The following is a 21,469-nucleotide window of genomic DNA, read 5'->3' on the forward strand; positions in this document are numbered from 1 at the left end:
ACGCTTTTTTAACTTAACCCTGACGCATTTTAAACTTAGGGTTTTTCTTGTTAATAACGAACAGACGACCCTTACGACGAACTATCTTACAGTCAGCTGTACGCTTCTTTAATGATGCTCTTGTTTTCATATCTCTATGTTGTTTATTTGTATCTGAAAACGATTCGACCCTTAGTTAGGTCATATGGACTCATCTCAACCTTCACCTTATCACCAGGAAGAATTTTGATGTAGTGCATTCTCATCTTACCGGAAATATGAGCAGTGATATCTACACCATTCTCTAATTCTACGCGGAACATCGCATTTGAAAGCGCTTCGAGAATTGTTCCATCCTGCTCTATCGCAGTTTGCTTTGCCATAAACTAATTAAAATTTTGTCCTTCTAAATGTTCAACTTCCTCAAACGAAGATAAAATATCAGCCTTGCCAGCCCTTATGGCAATAGTATGTTCAAAGTGTGCTGCTGGACGATGATCACGTGTAACAATGCTCCAACGATCTGGCAATAATCCGATTTCTCGATTACCCATTGTAACCATCGGTTCTATCGCAATACACATTCCTACTTTGAGCAAAACACCAGTCCCCCTCTTCCCGTAATTAGGAATTGAAGGATCTTCATGCATCTCTCGTCCAATACCATGTCCTGTTAACTCGCGAACAATACCATAACCTTGTGCTTGACAGTAGTCCTGAATAACATGACCAATGTCTCCAACATGATGACCAGCTTCTGCTACTTCAATACCCTTATAAAGTGATTCCTTCGTTGCTCGAAGCAAATTCATTATATCTTCACTTACTTCTCCAACACAGAAAGTATAACAACTATCACCATTGAAGCCATTAAGCAAAGCCCCACAATCAATTGAAATTATATCTCCATCCTTCAGTACAACATCTTCACTAGGAACACCATGTACGACGACATCATTAACAGACGCACATATACTTCCAGGGAAAGGTGTACCATAAGAACTTGGAAAACCTTTGAATGTAGGTATGGCACCATTGTCACAAATAAACTCTTCAGCTATTTTATCTAACTGGAGAGTTGAGACACCTGGCTTAACATGACGACCAACTTCTGCCAGAGTTTTACCTACCAGCAGGTTGGCCTCACGCATAAGTTCTATTTCATCTTCTGTCTTTAGAAATATATTCATTCCCTAAGATAAAGATTTAATAAGCCGCAACTCCAGTATTGCTACGTGTATGCCCAGAATTAAGCAGTCCATCATAATGGCGCATCATTAAATGTGACTCAATCTGCTGAAGTGTATCTATAACTACACCAACAAGAATCAACAATGACGTACCACCAAAGAACTGACCAAAAGCACTCTGAACATTCAAGAAACCAACTAATGCAGGCATAATAGCAATAAAAGCTATGAATAAAGAGCCCGGACCTGTTATACGTGACATAACAGTGTCAATATAGTCAGCAGTATCCTTACCAGGTTTAACTCCTGGAATAAATCCATTGTTTCGCTTCATATCCTCAGCCATTTGAGTCGGATTCAATGTAATAGCTGTATAGAAATAAGTAAACAAAATGATAAGGACTACATAAACAATATTGTAAGCCAAACTCTTTGTATCCATAAGAGACTGGAGTACAGAACTACCATTGTCCGTTGAATATTGAACTATAGCCAAAGGAATAAACATTAAAGCCTGAGCAAAAATAATGGGCATTACATTGGCTGCGAACAGTTTCAATGGGATATACTGACGTGCTCCACCATATTGTTTATTTCCCACAACACGTTTAGCATATTGTACAGGAACCTTACGTGTACCTTGCACTAGTAGAATAGATGCACATACAACAGCATACAAGATAATCAGTTCGACGATAAACATAACTAAACCACCACTTGTAATTGCTGTAAATCTACTACTTACTTCTTGTATAAAAGCTTGTGGTAGACGAGCTATGATACCAATCATAATAATAAGAGAGATACCATTTCCAACTCCTTTATCTGTGATGCGCTCACCAAGCCATAATATGAACATAGACCCTGCTGCTAGTATTACAGTCGCAGGAATCATAAATGTAGTCCAATCAACACCTGTAGCAAGTGCTCCAGAGGCCTGCATCTTTAAGTTCATTAGGTAAGACGGTGCCTGGAACAATAGAATAACTACTGTCAGGACACGCGTATACCAATTAATTTTCTTATGACCACTCTCGCCTTCACGCTGCATCTTTTGGAAATAAGGAACAGCAACAGCTAGGAGCTGCATAACAATAGAAGCTGAGATATATGGCATAATTCCTAATGCGAAGATTGACGCATGGGAGAATGCACCACCGGAGAACATATCCAAAAGCGACATAAGACCGCCGGCTGTCTGCGACTGCAATTTCTCTAATAAGGCTGGATTGATACCTGGGAGTACTACAAACGAGCCGAATCGATAAATAGCTGTAAACAGAATCGTTATTAGAAGTCTCTGACGTAGGTCTTCAACTTTCCAACAGTTCTTCAGTGTCTCAATAAACTTTTTCATTAACTTAGATTATAGTTGTGTTACCACCTACTGCCTTGATAGCCTCTTCAGCAGTCTTAGAGAAGGCATTTGCTGAAACCTCCAACTTAGCCTTCAATTCACCATTACCGAGAACCTTAACAAGTTCCTTACCATTGGTAAGTCCAGCAGCCTTAAGCTCCTCAACACCAATCTTAGTAAGATTGTTCTTCTCAGCAAGTGCCTGAAGAGTAGAAAGATTTACAGCGAAATATTCCTTGTGGTTGATGTTCTTGAAACCAGCCTTCGGTACACGACGCTGGAGAGGCATCTGACCACCCTCAAAGCCAATCTTCTTCTTATAACCAGAACGTGACTTTGCACCCTTATGACCACGAGTAGAAGTACCACCGAGTCCAGAACCTGGACCACGACCAATACGACGACGTGAATGTGTAGAGCCAACAGCTGGTTTCAAATTATTTAATTTCATAATTACTGTTTTCTTTAAAAGATTAATTAATCAATTACTGATACCAGGTGATGCACCTTACGGATCATACCTCGGCAGCTTGGAGTATCCTCTACCTCAACAACCTGAGAAATCTTACGAAGTCCCAATGCCTGCAAAGTTTCCTTCTGGTCCTTAGGAGCACCAATACGGCTCTTAATCTGCTTAATCTTAATTGTTGCCATAACTTAATACCTCCCAAAATTAACCGTTAAATACTTTATCCATGCTAATACCACGTTCACCAGCGATTGTATATGCGTCACGCATATCAGCAAGGGCAGCGATAGTAGCCTTTACAAGGTTATGAGGGTTAGAAGAGCCCTTTGACTTTGCAATCACGTCAGTAACACCTGCGCTCTCAAGAACAGCACGCATAGCACCACCGGCCTTCAAACCAGTACCGGCAGCAGCTGGCTTAAGGAGAACATGAGCACCGCTAAAGCGAGCCTCTGCCTCATGAGGAACAGTACCCTTCAAAACAGGAACCTTAACAAGGTTCTTCTTTGCTGAATCTGTACCCTTCTGGATAGCAGCAGTAACCTCACCAGCCTTACCAAGACCCCAGCCAATAACGCCCTTACCGTCACCTACAACGACGATAGCTGCGAATGTGAAAGTACGACCACCCTTTGTAACCTTAGTTACACGGTTGATAGCAACCAAGCGATCTTTCAGTTCTACATCACTATTTACTTTTACTCTATTCATTGCCATAATCGTTTAGAATTTAAGTCCTCCCTCACGTGCAGCATCAGCCAAAGCCTGTACACGTCCGTGATAGAGATAACCGTTACGGTCAAAAACAACCTGCTCTACGCCAGCTGCCTTAGCATGCTCAGCAACGAGTGCACCTACCTTCTTAGCCTGTTCAATCTTAGCCATCTTATCAAGGCCAAGTGAAGAAGCAGAAGCAAGTGTTGTTCCTGTCAGATCGTTAATAACCTGTGCATAAATCTGCTTATTACTGCGGAAAACGCTCAAACGTGGGCGCTCAGCAGTACCGTTCACACTCTTACGAATGCGGAACTTTATCTTAATTCTTCTTTGTTCTTTCTTTGTTGTCATAATCGTAATGATGTATTAAAGTTACTTAGCTGCAGCTGTCTTACCAGACTTTCTGCGAATAACCTCACCCTGGAACAGGACACCCTTACCCTTGTAAGGCTCAGGCTTACGGAAAGAACGAATCTTTGCACAGATGAGACCAAGCAGCTGCTTGTCAGCTGATTCAAGAGTGATGATTGGATTCTGGTTACGCTCGCTCTTTGTCTCAACCTTAACTTCTGAAGGAAGCTGAATAAAGATTGGGTGAGTATAACCAAGAGAGAACTCTACCAAGTTACCCTGGTTAGAAACACGATAACCTACACCAACAAGTTCCAATGTCTTTTTGTAACCCTCACTTACGCCAACAACCATATTGTTAACAAGTGAACGATAAAGACCGTGGAAAGCCTGCTTCTGCTTGTAGTTTACTGGGCTATTCTCATCAATTTCGAATGTTACCTGACCGTCCTCGATGATAGTCTTAATAGAAGAATCTACCTTCTGAGAAAGTTCACCCTTAGGACCCTTTACTGTAACAACACCATTGTTAAGAGCAACTGTAACGCCAGCTGGAACACTAATTGGTAATTTTCCTATTCTTGACATATTCAATCCTCCAATTAATAAACATAGCAAAGAACCTCACCACCGATCTTCTCTGCAGCAGCTTCCTTGTCTGTCATTACACCTTTAGACGTGGAAAGGATAGCAATTCCAAGTCCGTTAATTACTCTCGGCATGTCTTTGTAACCAGTATACTGGCGAAGACCTGGGGTAGAAACACGCTTCAACTTCTTGATAGCGCTCTGCTTTGTTACAGGATCGTACTTAAGTGCGACCTTGATTGAACCTTGGGGACCATCCTCAATGAACTTATAGTTCAAGATGTAACCCTTCTCGAAGAGAATCTTAGTAATAGACTTCTTCAAGTTAGACGCAGGAACCTCAACAACACGGTGATGAGCCATGATTGCGTTTCTGAGTCTTGTCAGATAATCTGCTATTGGATCTGTCATAAAAATATAAAGTTTAATTAATCGGGACTACCCCGACAATATTAAAAAATCGCTTGAAAGCGGATAATGAACTGCAAAGATACAAAATAAATTTCACAATTCACTATCCGCGTCGATATATTTGCTTACCAGCTTGCCTTCTTAACTCCTGGAATGAGTCCCTGAGATGCCATCTCACGGAACTGAATACGAGAGAGACCGAACTGACGAATGTAACCCTTTGGACGTCCTGTTATCTTGCAACGATTGTGCAAACGGATTGGATTAGCATTCTTAGGAATAGACTGCAACTTGCGAGCAGCCTCATAAGCCTCTTCAGGATCATTTGAAGTAGCGATAATCTTCTTCAGAGCAGCGCGTTTCTCAGCATAGCGAGCAACAAGCTTTGCACGCTTTACCTCGCGAGCTTTCATTGATTCTTTTGCCATATCAATTAATCGTTTTTAGCATTCTTGAATGGAAGTCCGAAGCCCTTCAGCAAAGCATATCCTTCTTCATCTGTCTTAGCAGATGTTACGAAGGTGATGTTCATACCCTGGATACGGTCAACCTGATCGATATTAATCTCTGGGAAAATAATCTGCTCGGTAATACCGAGAGTATAATTTCCACGACCATCGAACTTACTCTCGATACCCTTGAAGTCACGAATACGTGGCAAAGATACACGAACGAGCTTCTCGAGGAACTCATACATACGCTCACGACGCAGAGTTACCATTACGCCGATAGGCATCTTCTTACGCAGTTTGAAGTTTGCAATATCCTTCTTTGAATAAGTTGCAACCGCCTTCTGACCTGTAATAGAAGAAATCTCGTTAACAGCAACTTCGATAAGTTTCTTATCCTGAGTTGCATCACCAAGACCCTGATTGATAACAATCTTCTTCAAAACAGGCACCTGCATAGCTGAAGAATAGTTGAACTGCTTCTGCAAAGCAGGAACAATCTGCTCCTTATACTGTTTCTTTAACTGAGCTGTATTCATTACTTAATTTCCTCCCCTGACTTTTTAGCGATACGCTTAACAGTCTTGCCTTCACGCTCAATCTTGATACGTGTAGCCTTACCGCTCTTCGGATCGATGAGACTTAAATTTGAGATATGAATTGCAGCCTCCTGCTTAATGATACCACCCTGTGGGTTAGCAGCAGAAGGTTTTGTGCTTTTAGAGACCATATTCAAGCCCTCTACAATAGCACGTTCCTTATCTGCGATGACCTTAAGCACCTTTCCTGTCTTGCCCTTATCTGCACCAGCAAGAACAATGACCTGATCGTCTTTCTTTATATGGAATTTTGCCATTTTATTATTCTATTTAATAATTAAAGAACCTCAGGTGCCAAAGAAACGACCTTCATATTCACTGCACGCAGCTCACGAGCAACAGGACCGAAGATACGGCTACCACGAATTTCGCCTGCGTTGTTCAGTAATACACATGCATTATCATCGAAGCGGATGTATGAACCATCAGCACGACGAATCTCCTTCTTTGTGCGAACGATCAAAGCCTTTGATACTGCACCCTTTTTCAATTCACTTGATGGGATGACGTTTTGTACAGCAACTACGATAACGTCACCAACACTTGCGTAACGACGGCCAGTACCACCGAGTACACGAATGCACTTAGCTTCACGAGCACCGCTGTTATCACATACTGTAAGTTTTGATTCTGTCTGTATCATAATTACTTAGCTTTTTCTACGATTTGAACTAATCTCCATCTCTTTGTCTTAGAAAGAGGACGAGTCTCCATAATGAGAACTGTATCACCTACATTAGCCTCATTCTTCTCGTCATGAGCATGGTACTTCTTTGTCTTCTGGACAAACTTACCATAAATAGGGTGCTTCTCCTTGAACTTAGCTGCAATAACGATGGTTTTATCCATTTTGTTGCTGATAACGACACCCTGTCTTACTTTTCTTAAATTTCTTGTTTCCATCTGGACCATTGTTATTTATTAAGTTCTCTCTGAGAAAGTTCTGTTTTCATACGTGCAATATCACGACGAGCGGCCTTAATCTGAGATGGATTCTCAAGTGGAGTAATCTGATGATTCAGCTTCATCTTAGTAAGAGCTGTCTCAGCATTCTCAATCTTCTCAACCAAATCCTTGGTATCGAGTTCTTTTACTTCTTTAATCTTCATCTTTCTTAAGCGTTTTTATCGAAATCACGTCTAACAATAAACTTTGTCTTAACAGGCAGCTTCTGTGCAGCGAGACGAAGAGCCTCCTTTGCAATATCAAAGCTTACGCCCTCTACTTCAAAGAGAACACGACCTGGAGTAACTGGTGCAACCCATCCTGCTGGATCACCCTTACCCTTACCCATACGAACATCGGCAGGCTTACGAGTGATTGGCTTATCAGGGAAGATGCGAATCCAGACCTGGCCCTGACGGTTCATATAGCGGTTTACTGCTATACGAGCGGCCTCAATCTGACGGCTGTCGATCCACTTAGCCTCAAGTGTCTTGATGCCGAATGAGCCGAAAGCCAGCTGTGTACCTCTGTGGGCGTTGCCTTTATTGCCACGTCCGTCTTGAGGTCTTCTATATTTTACTCTTTTTGGCTGTAACATGATAGCTTCTTCTTTTAACGGTTATTGTTTCTTCTACGATTACCTCTTCCAGAACGGCCACCATTGTTAGAACGGCCATTGCTCTTCTCCTGAGTAAAGTTAGGAGTAAGATCTACCTTGTTGTAAACTTCACCACGGCAAATCCATACCTTAATACCCAGCAGACCAACCTTTGTAAGGGCTTCTGTCTGACAATAATCGATGTCTGCACGGAATGTATGCAGAGGAGTACGACCCTCTTTGAACATTTCCTTACGAGCCATTTCGGCACCGTTCAGACGACCTGTAATTTGAACTTTGATACCCTCAGCACCAGCACGCATAGTGTTAGCAACTGCCATCTTGATAGCACGACGGTAAGCAATCTTACCCTCTACCTGGCGAGCGATATTGTTACCAACGATGTTTGCATCAAGTTCAGGTTTCTTAACCTCGAAGATATTAATCTGAATCTCCTTCTTGAAAAGGTTCTTCAACTCTTCTTTAAGCTTATCAACATCCTGACCACCTTTACCGATAACGATACCCGGACGAGCGGTGCAAATAGTAATGGTGACGAGCTTCAATGTACGCTCAATGACAATACGGGAAACGCTTGCTTTTTCCAAACGCTTATTCAGGTAAGTACGAATCTTGCGATCCTCTACGAGATTATCCCCGAAATTCTTGCCACCGAACCAATTTGACTCCCAACCGCGGATGATACCAAGACGGTTGCTAATTGGATTAACTTTCTGTCCCATTCTACTATTTATTTATCATCATTATTAGCGTCATTCTTTGAATCAACGAAAAGAGTGACGTGGTTAGAACGTTTGCGGATTCTGTAGCCACGGCCCTGTGGTGCAGGACGCATGCGCTTCATTGTAACGCCTTCATCAACGAAGATCTTAGAGATATAAAGTTCACCGTCTTCAGCCTTGCGGTCATTCTTTGTCTCCCAGTTGTTGATAGCTGAACGCAGAAGTTTCTCAACGTTCTGAGCTGCAGCCTTCTTGGAGAATCTCAGCACGCCAAGGGCACGATTGACTTCCATACCACGAACCATGTCTACAACATAGCGCATCTTACGTGGAGAAGAAGGACAGTCCTTGAGCTTTGCAAAATACTGGCTTCTCAAAGCTTCTTTACGAGCTTCAGCCTTTATATGTTTTCTTGCTCCCATTATATTTTTCTATTTTCTAAATGGATTATGACCTGCTTACCTCTTATTATTACCAGAGTGACCACCGAAACGGCGTGTAGGGCTGAACTCTCCGAGCTTGTGACCTACCATATTCTCAGTAATGTAAACAGGGATAAATTTATTTCCGTTATGAACTGCAACAGTGTGACCCACAAAATCAGGGGAAATCATTGATGCTCTAGCCCATGTCTTTACAACATTCTGCTTACCACTCTCATTCATAGCAAGAATCTTCTTCTCGAGTGATACGTTGATGTATGGACCTTTTTTTAATGAACGACTCATAATTTACTCTTAATTACTTTGATTACTTCTTGTTAGCTCTCTCAATAATGTACTTGTTTGAAAGCTTCTTAGGTGCACGAGTCTTAAGACCCTTAGCGTACAAGCCCTTACGTGAACGTGGATGACCACCAGACTGGCGACCTTCACCACCACCCATTGGGTGATCAACAGGGTTCATAACAACACCACGGTTGTGAGGACGACGACCCAACCAACGAGAGCGACCAGCCTTACCAGACTGCTCAAGAGCGTGGTCAGAGTTACCTACACTACCTACAGTTGCCTTACAAGCTGACAAAATCTGGCGTGTTTCACCAGAAGGGAGCTTGATAACACAATAACTGCCTTCACGAGAAGTAAGCTGAGCAAAATTACCAGCCGAACGAACGAGCAATGCACCCTGACCTGGACGTAACTCAATATTATGAATTACAGTACCAACAGGAATGTTAGCCAAAGGAAGTGCGTTACCAACCTCAGGTGCTGCCTCAGCACCTGACATTAGTGTTGCACCAACCTGCAGTCCGTTAGGAGCAATAATGTAACGTTTTTCACCATCAGCATAGTATAACAGCGCAATACGAGCTGATCTATTAGGATCATACTCGATTGTTTTCACTACAGCTGGAACACCATCTTTCTCTCGCTTGAAGTCGATAAGACGATACTTCTTCTTGTGACCACCGCCTATATAGCGGACAGTCATCTTACCGGTGTTGTTTCGACCACCGGTAGAACGTTTACCGTAAACGAGAGACTTCTCTGGCACGGATGCAGTAATATCCTCGAACGTGCCAATAACCTTGTGTCTTTGTCCCGGTGTAACCGGGTTTAATTTACGTACTGCCATTTTTTATTTAAATATTGCTATAAAAATCGATTGAATCGCCATTCTTCAAAGTGACGATAGCCTTCTTGAATGCGTTCTTCTGTCCTTTCACAAGACCTGCCTTGGTATAACGTGCTTGACGCTTACCTGCGTAACGAACGGTATTCACATCTACTACTGTAACGTTGTATAAAGCCTCAACTTCTTTCTTAATCTCAAGCTTGTTGGCCTCAGGCTTAACGATGAAACCATACTTTGGCTGTGCCAAAATAGTTCTCTTCTCACCCTTGTGCTTTACAACCTTATCCTCAGAAGACTTGTCTGTCAACTTGGTCATCTTTTCAGTGACCACTGGTTTAATGATAAATCCCATAATTCTTCTTGTCTCCTAATTATTACTTGGTTAAGATTTCGTCAATAACCTTCAGAGAGTTTTCTGTAATAACTACTACATCAGCATTCAAAACTTTGTATGAATTTACCTGTGAAGCAGTCATAACCTCTGCCTTCTGCAGATTACGAGCTGACAAATATACGTTTTTCTCTACTTCTGGCAAAACGAGAAGGACTTTCTTGCTATCAACTTTAAGATTTTTCGCAATATTTACGAAATCTTTAGTCTTTGGAGCATCAAGATTGAAATCTTCTACTACAACAATAGCATTATCCTGTGCCTTATAAGCCAATGCAGACTTACGAGCAAGAACCTTTACCTTCTTATTCAGCTTGAAGCTGTAATCGCGTGGCTTAGGACCGAATACACGACCACCACCTACGAGGACTGGAGAATTGATATCACCACGACGAGCACCGCCGCCGCCCTTCTGACGACCCAACTTACGAGTAGAACCAGCGTGCTCACTTCTTTCCTTTGACTTAGCTGTACCCTGACGCTGATCAGCGAGATACTGCTTAACTGCGAGATAGAGGACGTGATCGTTAGGCTCAATTCCGAAGATATTCTCGTTAAGAGTTACCTTACGGCCGGTCTCCTGACCTTTGATATCTAATACGTTAATATCCATTACTTCTTAATTATTACGGTTGAACCATTACATCCAGCAACACTACCCTTAACAAGGATAAGATTGTGCTCTGGAATAACCTTTAACACCTGAAGGTTCTGAGTAGTTACTCTGTCGCCTCCCATCTGGCCGCCCATGCGCATGCCCTTGAAGACCTTAGCTGGGTAAGAACAAGCACCAATAGAACCCGGCTTACGAGCGCGGTCATCCTGACCGTGAGTAGACTGACCTACACCACCGAATCCGTGACGCTTTACAACACCTTGGAAACCTTTACCCTTAGATGTACCTACAACGTCTACAAACTTAACGTCATTGAACAATTCAACAGTAATAGTGTCACCGAGGTTATATTCCTCGTCAAACTTGAACTCGGCCAAGTGCTTCTTTGGTGTTGTGCCGGCTTTCTTAAAGTGTCCCTGCTGTGGCTTAGAAGTTCTCTTCTCTTTAGCCTCGCCGAAACCTAACTGAACAGCCTTGTAACCATCCTTTTCTACGGTTTTAACCTGGGTTACAACACAAGGACCAGCTTCGATAACAGTGCACGGAACATTCTTACCGTCGGCACTGAAAACGGATGTCATTCCGATTTTCTTTCCTAATAATCCTGGCATTTCAATTAATGATTTTAAAATGAATGTAAATGCTTTTTGTATTAATTTGTTTCTTATTTGTCAACAGATGACTACACCTTGATTTCAACCTCAACACCTGAAGGCAACTCAAGCTTCATCAAAGCATCAACAGTCTTTGCTGTAGAGCTGTAAATATCGATGAGACGCTTGAAATCTGAGAGCTGGAACTGCTCACGTGACTTCTTGTTAACGAATGTAGAGCGGTTTACAGTGTAAATACGCTTGTGTGTTGGCAATGGAATAGGACCGCTAACAATAGCACCTGTTGCCTTTACAGCCTTCACAATCTTCTCTGCTGACTTGTCAACCAACTGGTGGTCGTAAGACTTCAGCTTAATACGAATCTTCTGACTCATGTTTAATTTATTATTTATTATTAATATACATAAAGGTTGCTCCCTCATAAGAGTCATTCGCTATGAGAGAGCACTTCCTTATATTCTTTACTTAACAAGGTCTGAGTTACCCTTCAACTCATCAAGAATCTCCTTTGCAAGAGAGCTTGATACTGGTGAGTGGTGATCATACTCCATAGAAGAAGTAGCACGACCAGAGGTAATTGTACGGAGAGCAGTTACGTAACCGAACATCTCTGCCAATGGAACCATAGCCTTAACGATACGAGCACCGCTACGAGCTTCTTCCATACCCTGTACAAGACCACGACGCTTGTTCAAGTCACCAATAACATCACCCATGTTCTCCTCTGGAGTAACAACCTCTACCTTCATGATAGGCTCCATAAGAACAGGACCAGCCTTAGGACAAAGAACCTTGAATGCTTGATGAGCAACGAGTTCGAATGACAACTGATCAGAGTCAACTGGGTGGAAAGAACCATCAGTCAAAGTAACCTTAAGACCTGTCAATGGGAAACCACCGAGTACACCACTATTGAGACAGTCTTTGAAACCCTTCTCTACAGATGGAATGAACTCCTTAGGTACGTTACCACCCTTAACGACATTGATAAACTGCAAGTCGCCCTCTTCGTAATCCTCATCTTTTGGCTCGATTGTTACATCGATACAAGCAAACTTACCACGACCACCAGACTGCTTCTTATAAGTCTCACGGCTCTGTGCAGCCTTTGTGATAGCCTCTTTGTAGTTAACCTGTGGCTTACCCTGGTTACACTCTACCTTAAACTCACGCTTCAAACGGTCGATGATAATATCAAGGTGAAGCTCACCCATACCAGAGATAATAGTCTGACCACTCTGCTCGTCAGTACGAACGGTGAATGTTGGATCCTCCTCTGCAAGCTTAGCAAGACCATTATCGAGCTTAGCAACGTCTGCCTGGCTCTTTGGCTCAACTGCAATAGAGATTACAGTATCAGGGAATGTGATAGACTCAAGGATGATTGGTGCATTCTCATCACAGAGGGTATCACCAGTACGAATATCCTTGAAACCTACACCAGCACCGATATCACCTGCGTCGATAGACTCCATAGGAATTTCCTTATTAGAGTTCATCTGGAACAGACGGCTGATACGCTCCTTCTTACCAGAACGTGTATTGAATACATAAGATCCAGCAGAAACCTTACCTGAGTAAACACGGAAGAATACCAAGCGACCCATGAATGGATCAGTAGCAATCTTAAATGCCAACGCTGCAGTAGGCTCGTTCTCGCTTGGCTTACGAGACTCTTCTTCCTCAGTATCTGGATTAACACCTACAATAGCTGGTGTATCCAATGGAGAAGGCAAGAAAGCACAAACGTAGTCGAGAAGAGGCTGTACACCCTTGTTCTTATAAGAAGAACCGAGGAGCATTGGGCAGCATTCCATAGAGATACAACCCTTGCGAATAGCAGCAATAATTTTATCCTCTGGAATATCCTGACCTTCAAGATACATCTCCATCAACTCATCGTCGTAGTTAGCTGCACCCTCGAGCAACTTCTCACGCCACTCAGCAGCCTCATCAGCAAGATCTGCTGGGATTTCTTCGATGTCGTATTCAGCACCCATAGTCTCATCGTGCCACAAGATAGCCTTCATCTTGATGAGGTCTACTACACCCTTGAAGTTCTCCTCTGCACCGATAGGAATCTGAATAGCGATTGGGTTAGCACCAAGAATATCCTTCATCTGCTGTACTGTCTCGTAGAAGTCAGCACCAGAGCGGTCCATCTTGTTTACATAACCAATACGTGGAACATTGTACTTATCAGCCTGGCGCCATACAGTCTCTGACTGTGGCTGTACACCATCAGCTGCAGAATAAGTAGCAACTGCACCATCAAGAACACGAAGTGAACGCTCTACCTCAGCAGTAAAGTCAACGTGTCCCGGAGTATCAATCAAGTTAATCTTATAAGACTTGCCAAGGTAGTTCCAGTTACATGTTGTAGCAGCAGATGTAATTGTGATACCACGCTCCTGCTCCTGTGCCATCCAGTCCATGGTAGCAGCACCATCATGAACCTCACCAATCTTGTGAGTCTTACCTGTATAAAAAAGAATACGTTCAGATGTTGTCGTCTTACCGGCATCGATGTGTGCCATAATACCGATATTACGAGTCAAATGTAAATCGTGATTTGCCATTTCTTTTTACCTTATTATAAAAACTTGATTAGAATCTGAAGTGAGCAAATGCACGGTTAGCCTCAGCCATGCGGTGCATATCTTCCTTACGCTTGTAAGCACCACCTTGGTTATTGAAAGCATCCATAATCTCAGATGCAAGCTTATCAGCCATGCTCTTACCACCACGCTTACGTGCAAAGGCAATCATATTCTTCATTGACACACTCTCCTTACGATCAGGACGAATCTCTGTTGGTACCTGGAAAGTAGCACCACCAATACGGCGACTCTTTACCTCTACCTGTGGAGTGATGTTATCAAGAGCCTGCTTCCACACCTCAAGTGGAGACTTCTCTTCATCCTTCATCTTACCACCTACGATATCGAGGGCTGCATAGAAGATTTCGTATGAGGTATTCTTCTTACCATCATACATCAAATGATTTACGAACTTTGATACCTTCTGATCATTGAACTTTGGATCTGGAAGGATTACACGCTTCTTTGGTTTTGCTTTTCTCATTTTTTATTTTAAACTTTAATTCTGCGGAGGCTGTCGTCTTTCGTTCTTCAACACCCTCTCTTGGGCGTTTACTCAACCTTTGTGATTACAAATCTCCAGCAAAACTGTTTGTTTTTAGTTTATTCTTTTTGAAAGAGCCTTGGAGCATCGACCATCACCGGCCGTTGCACCTCGGCTTTATGGATTGAAGTTTCTTTGTTGCCTTTGAGCAACGCAGATATTACTTCTTAGCTGCCTTTGGACGCTTAGCACCGTACTTAGAACGACGCTGTGTACGATTGGCAACACCTGCGGTATCAAGAGTACCACGAACGATGTGATAACGTACACCAGGAAGGTCCTTTACACGACCACCACGAACGAGAACAATACTGTGCTCCTGCAAGTTGTGACCCTCTCCTGGGATGTAAGAGTTAACCTCCTTCTGGTTGGTCAAACGAACACGGGCAACCTTACGCATTGCCGAATTAGGCTTCTTAGGAGTTGTTGTGTAAACACGAACACAAACACCACGACGCTGTGGACAGTTGTCCAAAGCAGGTGACTTGCTCTTGTCTACGATGTCCTTTCTGCCCTTTCTTACTAATTGTGAAATAGTAGGCATAATTTTACTTTTTATTGTTATATATTTATTTTGTTTATTTTCAATCCATTACAAACAAGAGTAAAACGTCTAAGAACGCTATAATTTACTCTATTGTTTCGGGTTGCAAAGGTACGAATATTCCCTCAAATGACCTAATAATAAGAAAAATAATAAGTTCACAAACCACTCACGTTAACAATAAATAACTTTTTACTTATTATTTAACACACCTTACCCGACTCCAACAAGTGAGTTCATGACAATAATGAGGAGAACAATACCCGTTATGACCACATATAGCCAGTCACGTTGGATGCTAAAATCTACCAATGATAATACTACACGCATTACTGGTGTGAGCATAAGGACGACTACGCCTAATTGTACCCAACCTGCAGCTGACAGCGCAAATACCGACTTAAAAATGCCTTCAAAGGTCGTATAACTTTCATCTCCTTTATAGAAAACCTTATAATCTGGTAATGCTGATCCCGAAGTACTTACAACATACCATATACCACCTATCAGTGCAATGAAACATGCCGTGAAGACTCCAATACGCAAAGTATTGCCTATCAGAGTGTTCATATCATTCTTAGTGTTTCTATTATCTTCCATATTAGAACTTTCCTATTATGCCATTATATATCATGTTTAATGCTGCCAACAATATGGCAACAGCAAATATCTTTCTCAATACTTTCACATCTAAGTGTTTCAGTAACTTTGCTCCACTCATTGCGCCTGCTAACACGCCCACCATTATTGGAAAGGCAAGACCTGGCTCTATATAACCACGCTGTAGATAAACGACGGCGGAGGTTACGGCTGTCACACCTATCATGAAATTACTCGTTGTTGTACTGACCTTAAATGGGACTTTCATACATCCGTCCATAGCCAACACCTTTAATGCTCCACTACCAATTCCTAATAAACCAGACAATGCTCCAGCAAGTACCATCACAGAAAAGCCACCCGACACGTTGGTTAGTTCGTATTTTTGCAACTTCCCTTCCTTCGTAGGATAGGAGCCAAAAAGTTTCAGTTTCATCGCTAATCGACTACCTTTTACATTGACATAATCGGCTTTCTGACGAAATTGTAAGGCTATTGTGAGAAGGAGAACTGCTCCGAAAACAATAGCTATTCCATTAGTAGGCATCCACAAAGCAACTGCAGCACCAATAACGGCACCAATACTTGTTGCTATCTCAAGAAACATTCCTAACCGAATATTGGTCATTCCTTCTTTTACATAAGCACTAGCCGAACCAGAAGAGGTTGCTATGGAAGCAACCAAAGCTGCTCCAATGGCATAATGGAAGTCGATACCGAAAACTAAAGTGAGCAGAGGAATGACAATTACTCCTCCCCCCAAACCTGTCAAGGAGCCTAACAAACCTGCACAATAGGCACCTAACAATAAGAGAATAGTAAATACGATAATACTCATTGAGATATTTTTTGTTTGCAAAAGTAAGCAATTACTTCGAAAATTGATAAGTTATTTAAAAAAACAAGCAGTATGACTCAATAGATTGATGAAAGGATAAAAGTAATAAGCTATTTAAATCTTACTGACCTGAAATAATTAAATTCAAAGAATGAAGGTGCAATCACGTCAATCACAAAATCACAATCACAAAATCACAAAATCAATTATGGTAGTATCATGCTTTTTCTTTATGTATATAATGTATCATTATATATTATTATTTATTAATAAGGTATTATATTATATATAAGAATCTTTTTTGTATGTTGAAAATCCTTTTTGTGATTTTGTGATTGTGATTTTGTGATTGGTATGCACGTTAGGAGAGGCCTCCCCCGCCCCCTCCGAAAGGAGGGGAGTGCCTATGCGCACACGAGGGAGATAAGAAATCTTGGTTCTTTCTTTTGATAATTTCTGCAAATACTTGCAAACCTTGTCTCCCCTCCCTTCGGAGGGGTCGGGGGGGAGGCTTTTCTGTGGCTTCTTTGTACCTTTAGGTACTCTGTGTAATCTCCTGGCAGTAAACGTCTGTGCACTCTGTGTTTAAGATTTCTGCACCGAAGTGCTGGAATTTATTTTTGACACGGAATGCACGGATGGCACAAAAGCCGAGGCACACAGAGTTCCTTGCGGAACATGGGAATCCACGGAAGCTGACGCCCTCGTATAATTCAAAATTCAAAGTTCAAAACTATAATTACTTCGATTGCTGGAGTAACAATGATAGTAATTAGCACGTTAACTTGCACGCTAATTACCCGTTATCTATTGTATGCCCCTTGTGTGGGAAAGGACATCCCCTCCTTTCGGAGGGGCTTGGGGAGGCTTCGGAGAGGCTTCTTCTATTTTTTACTTATCTCTCTGTAACACAGATAGATACAATGGTATTTGCAGAACTTGTTACTCTAGTATACTGAAAAACGATGGTTATCAGAAAGATTATACTTACCTTTGCAAACAGAGAAAGAAAAAGAAGTGACACCCTCTATCATCCAACTTCTACTTTTAGGCTTTTTACCTAGTGGAACATAGTCAAGGGAAGAAATGTTTCAAGTTCAAATATCAATAATTAGGACTCAAAAAGGTTAGGGTTGGTAGATGTAAAGGTTAGGGTTAGAAGATGTAAAGGTTATGTTTGCTGATAGTAAAGGTTAGGGTTTGCTGATAGTTAAAGTTAGAGGTTGATGATAGTTAAGGTTAGAGTTAATGGACGATAAAGGTTAATGATTAGGAGAAGAGAGTATAACTACTAGTTCACCTCAAAACAGAAAGTCGCCCCCAACAAGGAGACGACTATCAAGTATTTAAATATTAAAGGATTGCTTACGCTTCAGCCTTACCATTTCCGAATGGAGCAATAGTGCGTGGCCCCTGCTCTTTTGGTTCGTGGCGATCAATCTTACCAAACTCTTTCTCATAGCGTACTACATTATCCTGCAAAGCTGCAAGAAGACGAAGAGCATGCTCTGGAGCGATGATAACACGACTGGTTACTGTTGCCTTTGGAACACCTGGAAGAAGTGTAGCAAAGTCGAGCACAAACTCTGAACTAGAGTGAGAGATTATCTGGAAGTTTGTATAAACACCATTAGCGATTTCTGGTGAGAGATCAATCTGCAACTGCTGTCCCTCTTGATTCTGATTGTTATTGTCCATTTTACTTAAAAGATTTAGATAAATAATTCGTTTGTATTGCTTGAATAAACCGAACAAGGTTAAGCATTATCTACAACTTATATGCCTCGTAGGGTCTAGCTTATGCAAAGGTAATACTTTCATTGCACTTACCCAAATCTTAACGCAATAGTTTTACAGAACTTATCAAAGGTCTGTACAGAACAACGAATCGACTAATAGGCTATGGCAGAATCTAGACAAACACTATCAGCGTACTCCGTATCATCTGCATATGAGTCACTTGTGGTCGTAACAGCATCATCACTACCCGTAAACATATTAAGGTTTATGGCATTAACATCAAAATTACCATAATTCAAATAAACCTTATCACCATCGCTACCCACAAAATAATAAGCATTGCCACTAGCGACTATCAACGCATACTCTGTTTCCTTGACAATCGTACCCACCTTCTTCAGCTTCGCCTTTAAACTTCTCGTAAGCTGACTCAAATGTCCTTTTAATAGCTTTTCATTGTAGAAGGTAACAGATATTTGATTAGGACTAATATTACTAAAGCCTGATGAGAAAGTGTAATCAGCAACATTATCATCAAACAAAGCTGCTATCTGAAACTTCACATTGTTGAAGTTCAAGTCAACACTAATATCATTAGAATATCTATACGATGAAGCATTGTTGCTAAAATCTCCTTCTCCATACTGCTTATCTAGGAAACTAAACGACTTTATGACATCTGCTACTTCCATGGTTAGGTTAAGCCCCAAGAGCCCATCCTTCTTTATATGTAATTGGTTAATGAATGACGTAAGATCTAAGTACTGACTTTCAAACTCGGTGTCTCCCTGATTATAGCTGAACTCATAAATATCAGCTTTCGTCTTAACTTCTTTACCCTTATCATCTATAATAATCCAACTATCACCATCATCCTTAACAAAATATTTATCACCTGACAAAGGATAAACATCATCAAACTCATTAGGAGAAACAACATCCTCCTCCTCGGTAATTAGTTTCCATTGCGCGTCAGTATGGTCATCAAGAACAAAGAGCTGGTTAGCCCCCGTAAACTTAATATTTGAATATTTTGGACGTATCAGAACTTCACCATTAAAGTCCATTAAGCCACATTGTTCACCATCACTAAAGATGAACTTACCATTCCTCATTCCTTTAATAGATCGTATCTTATGGGAGGCATGAAGTATCCACTCCCCTTTCTCATTGATAAGTCCCCAATAATTATTACCATCGGTACCCTCCTTTGCTACAGCCAAGACATCATCACAGAAATAATCAACACCATCGGAAATCTTTGCTAAGGGGAACTCAGAAAGAACCTTACCAGACGTATCCAACACTGTTATTTTAACCTTAGATCTATCTTTTACTCCCTTATATTTGTTGTGAACTCCTATGAACTTACCATCCTTAGCTGATTCCAGTACAAGATAGTCTGGCTTTATAACTACATTACCTGATGCGTCAATCGCTCCATAATAGCCGCCACACTTAAACACTGCAAGTCCATCAGTAAAGTTCCTACACGAGGTAATAGCTACGCCATCTACATTACCCAATGTAAACCTTACTTTGCCGTTCTTATCAATAAAGTCAATAGCTTTACCTTTCTCAACGACAGGGGCAACATCCTCAATAAAAGCTCCTGCTTGCACATACTCCTTACCTACTTGTCTTGTATTCTTATCAGCGGTGTACATCTCCCAATACCCTGCTTTATTCTTAACAAAGAATCGGTCATTCGACACGATGGTTGGCTCGCTCTTAAATTCATCTTCTAAGAGTACATCTCCATCTAAATTAATAAATCCCCATTTACCATCCTTTTCTGATCTGAAAGGTATATACTCTGCTACACTATCCTCTTTCTGACAAGATGACAACAAGGAGATAAGGGCGAACACGAAACTTAGTAATAGGTATTTTCTCATTATGATAAGGTTTTTAGGTATGTGACATTGATAATTATTGTAGTTTAAAAGTAATAGGAAGAGTAAACCAAACATTAGCAGGCTTTCCATGATTCATTCCTGGATTCCATATTGGCATACAATTCACAACGCGCAACGCTTCTCGATCGAGTGATGGGTCAACTCCTCTTACAACCTGTGCTTGACTAACACTACCATCACTCTCCACAACGAACTTCACGATAACACGACCTTGGATACCATTTTCAGCTGCCACAGCTGGATATTGTAAATGACTAGCCAACCAAGCATTCACATTCCCCTTAAATGAAGGCATTTGTTCTGCAATCGTATAAATTTTATCAGCATTTTCTGACGACATATCATCCGAACTATCGTATTCAGACTCTTCACAATCAGAGTCCTCGCACGAATTACGGCTCTTGGATTTTGCTTTCTTCTTTGCAGTAGGACAATCATCATATACATATACGTCATAGTCGCTAACTGGTCTAGACGGACGAGGTTGCACCGAACGTGGCTTAACAACACGTGGTCTATTCACAACTACTTTACGCTGTGGTGCAGGCTTCTTCACTGTTACTCTTACAGCAGGAGCCGTAGAATGTTGCCGTCTGGTGGGGAGTCTCAAGCCTTGTGCCTCAACATTCAAAGCCATTAGACAGAATAAAACAAGATATATCAATCGGGGCATAATAGTTATATTTTAAATTAATCATTCACCTGTTATAAATCGGTCTGTAGAGTATTCATCGCCATCAAATTACGTAATGATTCAAATCATAAGTAACGCTTGCAAAAATACGAAATAATATGCCACGAGGCAAACGAATGTATAAAAAACTACTAAAAAAGATAAATAAAAGCCCTTCTAACAAGTATCTTTCCTTATGTAATCTCCTTGTCTAACCATTCAAAATCACCCTACTCCCACTCTTTATGACCTTAACTTCTTCCCCCATTACTCAAGATAATTTATCATCTTCCCTATTAGGAACAAAGACATACCGCATAAGGAACATTAACGTTCCAGCTTAGGAACATTGAAGTTCCAGTGTGGGAACATTGACGTTCCAGTGCAGGAACATTGCTCATTGCCCTAAGGAGAAAA

The 21,469-nt window shown here is 41.4% G+C and carries 33 protein-coding genes and 1 pseudogene; all 34 read right to left on the reverse strand.

Annotated elements, in window-relative coordinates:
• Positions 1 to 13 precede the first annotated feature (13 nt).
• Entirely contained in the window at positions 14 to 130 is a 117-nt protein-coding gene (gene rpmJ, locus HMPREF9969_RS07305) for a 50S ribosomal protein L36 (protein ID WP_004352823.1), read from the reverse strand.
• Positions 131 to 143: 13 nt separating this feature from the next.
• Positions 144 to 362, reverse strand: coding sequence for a translation initiation factor IF-1 (gene infA, locus HMPREF9969_RS07310; protein WP_004352768.1), 219 nt, complete (start codon positions 360 to 362; stop codon positions 144 to 146).
• Between the two features lie 3 nt (positions 363 to 365).
• Positions 366 to 1,169 carry a type I methionyl aminopeptidase gene (gene map, locus HMPREF9969_RS07315; protein WP_009435197.1) on the reverse strand — a complete coding sequence of 268 codons (804 nt, stop codon included), beginning with the start codon at positions 1,167 to 1,169 and terminating at the stop codon, positions 366 to 368.
• Positions 1,170 to 1,185: 16 nt separating this feature from the next.
• Entirely contained in the window at positions 1,186 to 2,526 is a 1,341-nt protein-coding gene (secY, locus tag HMPREF9969_RS07320) for a preprotein translocase subunit SecY (protein ID WP_009435221.1), read from the reverse strand.
• A gap of 4 nt (positions 2,527 to 2,530) precedes the next feature.
• On the reverse strand, positions 2,531 to 2,977 hold the full coding sequence (rplO, locus tag HMPREF9969_RS07325; protein ID WP_004361624.1) for a 50S ribosomal protein L15: 447 nt from the start codon (positions 2,975 to 2,977) through the stop codon (positions 2,531 to 2,533).
• A gap of 26 nt (positions 2,978 to 3,003) precedes the next feature.
• Positions 3,004 to 3,180 (reverse strand): 50S ribosomal protein L30, encoded by a 177-nt coding sequence (gene rpmD / locus HMPREF9969_RS07330; RefSeq protein ID WP_004361623.1) that lies wholly within the window; start codon positions 3,178 to 3,180, stop codon positions 3,004 to 3,006.
• 19 nt (positions 3,181 to 3,199) lie between these two features.
• Complete coding sequence (rpsE, locus tag HMPREF9969_RS07335; protein WP_004361622.1) at positions 3,200 to 3,712, reverse strand: 30S ribosomal protein S5; 513 nt, start codon at positions 3,710 to 3,712, stop codon at positions 3,200 to 3,202.
• A gap of 6 nt (positions 3,713 to 3,718) precedes the next feature.
• Entirely contained in the window at positions 3,719 to 4,063 is a 345-nt protein-coding gene (gene rplR / locus HMPREF9969_RS07340) for a 50S ribosomal protein L18 (protein ID WP_009435167.1), read from the reverse strand.
• A gap of 21 nt (positions 4,064 to 4,084) precedes the next feature.
• On the reverse strand, positions 4,085 to 4,651 hold the full coding sequence (gene rplF, locus HMPREF9969_RS07345) for a 50S ribosomal protein L6 (RefSeq protein ID WP_009012402.1): 567 nt from the start codon (positions 4,649 to 4,651) through the stop codon (positions 4,085 to 4,087).
• Positions 4,652 to 4,665: 14 nt separating this feature from the next.
• A complete protein-coding gene (rpsH, locus tag HMPREF9969_RS07350; RefSeq protein ID WP_004361620.1) occupies positions 4,666 to 5,061 on the reverse strand; it encodes a 30S ribosomal protein S8 in 396 nt (131 codons plus the stop codon).
• 125 nt (positions 5,062 to 5,186) lie between these two features.
• Positions 5,187 to 5,489 (reverse strand): 30S ribosomal protein S14, encoded by a 303-nt coding sequence (rpsN, locus tag HMPREF9969_RS07355; RefSeq protein WP_004361619.1) that lies wholly within the window; start codon positions 5,487 to 5,489, stop codon positions 5,187 to 5,189.
• Positions 5,490 to 5,494: 5 nt separating this feature from the next.
• Positions 5,495 to 6,049 (reverse strand): 50S ribosomal protein L5, encoded by a 555-nt coding sequence (gene rplE, locus HMPREF9969_RS07360; protein ID WP_004383896.1) that lies wholly within the window; start codon positions 6,047 to 6,049, stop codon positions 5,495 to 5,497.
• Positions 6,049 to 6,366: a 50S ribosomal protein L24 gene (gene rplX, locus HMPREF9969_RS07365; RefSeq protein WP_004383897.1), complete on the reverse strand. Its 318-nt coding sequence runs from the start codon at positions 6,364 to 6,366 to the stop codon at positions 6,049 to 6,051. The genes rplE and rplX overlap by 1 nt, the downstream gene beginning before the upstream one ends.
• A 20-nt stretch (positions 6,367 to 6,386) precedes the next feature.
• Positions 6,387 to 6,752 carry a 50S ribosomal protein L14 gene (gene rplN / locus HMPREF9969_RS07370; RefSeq protein ID WP_004352833.1) on the reverse strand — a complete coding sequence of 122 codons (366 nt, stop codon included), beginning with the start codon at positions 6,750 to 6,752 and terminating at the stop codon, positions 6,387 to 6,389.
• Between the two features lie 2 nt (positions 6,753 to 6,754).
• Positions 6,755 to 7,021 (reverse strand): 30S ribosomal protein S17, encoded by a 267-nt coding sequence (gene rpsQ, locus HMPREF9969_RS07375; protein WP_004361615.1) that lies wholly within the window; start codon positions 7,019 to 7,021, stop codon positions 6,755 to 6,757.
• 2 nt (positions 7,022 to 7,023) lie between these two features.
• A complete protein-coding gene (gene rpmC, locus HMPREF9969_RS07380; RefSeq protein ID WP_009435176.1) occupies positions 7,024 to 7,218 on the reverse strand; it encodes a 50S ribosomal protein L29 in 195 nt (64 codons plus the stop codon).
• Positions 7,219 to 7,223: 5 nt separating this feature from the next.
• Complete coding sequence (gene rplP, locus HMPREF9969_RS07385) at positions 7,224 to 7,652, reverse strand: 50S ribosomal protein L16 (RefSeq protein WP_004361613.1); 429 nt, start codon at positions 7,650 to 7,652, stop codon at positions 7,224 to 7,226.
• A 14-nt stretch (positions 7,653 to 7,666) separates the two neighbouring features.
• Positions 7,667 to 8,395 carry a 30S ribosomal protein S3 gene (gene rpsC / locus HMPREF9969_RS07390; RefSeq protein WP_004352815.1) on the reverse strand — a complete coding sequence of 243 codons (729 nt, stop codon included), beginning with the start codon at positions 8,393 to 8,395 and terminating at the stop codon, positions 7,667 to 7,669.
• A gap of 8 nt (positions 8,396 to 8,403) precedes the next feature.
• Positions 8,404 to 8,817, reverse strand: a complete 414-nt coding sequence (rplV, locus tag HMPREF9969_RS07395; RefSeq protein WP_009435168.1) for a 50S ribosomal protein L22 — start codon at positions 8,815 to 8,817, stop codon at positions 8,404 to 8,406.
• 36 nt (positions 8,818 to 8,853) lie between these two features.
• Positions 8,854 to 9,123, reverse strand: coding sequence for a 30S ribosomal protein S19 (gene rpsS / locus HMPREF9969_RS07400; protein ID WP_004361611.1), 270 nt, complete (start codon positions 9,121 to 9,123; stop codon positions 8,854 to 8,856).
• A gap of 22 nt (positions 9,124 to 9,145) precedes the next feature.
• Positions 9,146 to 9,973 carry a 50S ribosomal protein L2 gene (gene rplB, locus HMPREF9969_RS07405; RefSeq protein ID WP_004383899.1) on the reverse strand — a complete coding sequence of 276 codons (828 nt, stop codon included), beginning with the start codon at positions 9,971 to 9,973 and terminating at the stop codon, positions 9,146 to 9,148.
• A gap of 7 nt (positions 9,974 to 9,980) precedes the next feature.
• Positions 9,981 to 10,325 (reverse strand): 50S ribosomal protein L23, encoded by a 345-nt coding sequence (gene rplW, locus HMPREF9969_RS07410; protein ID WP_009012400.1) that lies wholly within the window; start codon positions 10,323 to 10,325, stop codon positions 9,981 to 9,983.
• A gap of 22 nt (positions 10,326 to 10,347) precedes the next feature.
• Positions 10,348 to 10,977: a 50S ribosomal protein L4 gene (gene rplD / locus HMPREF9969_RS07415; protein ID WP_004383901.1), complete on the reverse strand. Its 630-nt coding sequence runs from the start codon at positions 10,975 to 10,977 to the stop codon at positions 10,348 to 10,350.
• Positions 10,977 to 11,591 (reverse strand): 50S ribosomal protein L3, encoded by a 615-nt coding sequence (rplC, locus tag HMPREF9969_RS07420; protein ID WP_009435213.1) that lies wholly within the window; start codon positions 11,589 to 11,591, stop codon positions 10,977 to 10,979. The genes rplD and rplC overlap by 1 nt, the downstream gene beginning before the upstream one ends.
• 71 nt (positions 11,592 to 11,662) lie before the next feature.
• Positions 11,663 to 11,968 carry a 30S ribosomal protein S10 gene (gene rpsJ / locus HMPREF9969_RS07425; RefSeq protein ID WP_004352787.1) on the reverse strand — a complete coding sequence of 102 codons (306 nt, stop codon included), beginning with the start codon at positions 11,966 to 11,968 and terminating at the stop codon, positions 11,663 to 11,665.
• 87 nt (positions 11,969 to 12,055) lie between these two features.
• On the reverse strand, positions 12,056 to 14,173 hold the full coding sequence (gene fusA / locus HMPREF9969_RS07430) for an elongation factor G (protein ID WP_009435164.1): 2,118 nt from the start codon (positions 14,171 to 14,173) through the stop codon (positions 12,056 to 12,058).
• Between the two features lie 28 nt (positions 14,174 to 14,201).
• The gene (gene rpsG, locus HMPREF9969_RS07435) at positions 14,202 to 14,678 is read right to left on the reverse strand and encodes a 30S ribosomal protein S7 (RefSeq protein WP_008821977.1); all 477 of its coding nucleotides are present in this window, start codon (positions 14,676 to 14,678) and stop codon (positions 14,202 to 14,204) included.
• Between the two features lie 220 nt (positions 14,679 to 14,898).
• Positions 14,899 to 15,282 carry a 30S ribosomal protein S12 gene (gene rpsL, locus HMPREF9969_RS07440; protein WP_004335835.1) on the reverse strand — a complete coding sequence of 128 codons (384 nt, stop codon included), beginning with the start codon at positions 15,280 to 15,282 and terminating at the stop codon, positions 14,899 to 14,901.
• Between the two features lie 213 nt (positions 15,283 to 15,495).
• On the reverse strand, positions 15,496 to 15,882 hold the full coding sequence (locus tag HMPREF9969_RS07445; protein ID WP_009435180.1) for a DUF1634 domain-containing protein: 387 nt from the start codon (positions 15,880 to 15,882) through the stop codon (positions 15,496 to 15,498).
• Position 15,883: 1 nt separating this feature from the next.
• Positions 15,884 to 16,720, reverse strand: coding sequence for a sulfite exporter TauE/SafE family protein (locus HMPREF9969_RS07450; RefSeq protein ID WP_009435170.1), 837 nt, complete (start codon positions 16,718 to 16,720; stop codon positions 15,884 to 15,886).
• 535 nt (positions 16,721 to 17,255) lie between these two features.
• Positions 17,256 to 17,444, reverse strand: a complete 189-nt coding sequence (locus HMPREF9969_RS12855) for a hypothetical protein (RefSeq protein ID WP_156787964.1) — start codon at positions 17,442 to 17,444, stop codon at positions 17,256 to 17,258.
• Positions 17,445 to 18,085: 641 nt separating this feature from the next.
• The gene (locus HMPREF9969_RS07455) at positions 18,086 to 18,418 is read right to left on the reverse strand and encodes a DUF3467 domain-containing protein (RefSeq protein ID WP_009435161.1); all 333 of its coding nucleotides are present in this window, start codon (positions 18,416 to 18,418) and stop codon (positions 18,086 to 18,088) included.
• A gap of 194 nt (positions 18,419 to 18,612) precedes the next feature.
• On the reverse strand, positions 18,613 to 20,358 hold the full coding sequence (locus HMPREF9969_RS07460; RefSeq protein WP_009435198.1) for a WG repeat-containing protein: 1,746 nt from the start codon (positions 20,356 to 20,358) through the stop codon (positions 18,613 to 18,615).
• A 34-nt stretch (positions 20,359 to 20,392) separates the two neighbouring features.
• Positions 20,393 to 20,698: pseudogene (locus HMPREF9969_RS13210) on the reverse strand (energy transducer TonB); the annotation flags it as partial.
• Between the last annotated feature and the right edge of the window lie 771 nt (positions 20,699 to 21,469).

The sequence above is a fragment of the Prevotella sp. oral taxon 306 str. F0472 genome (genome assembly GCF_000257925.1).
Classification (GTDB): Bacteria; Bacteroidota; Bacteroidia; order Bacteroidales; family Bacteroidaceae; genus Prevotella; species Prevotella vespertina.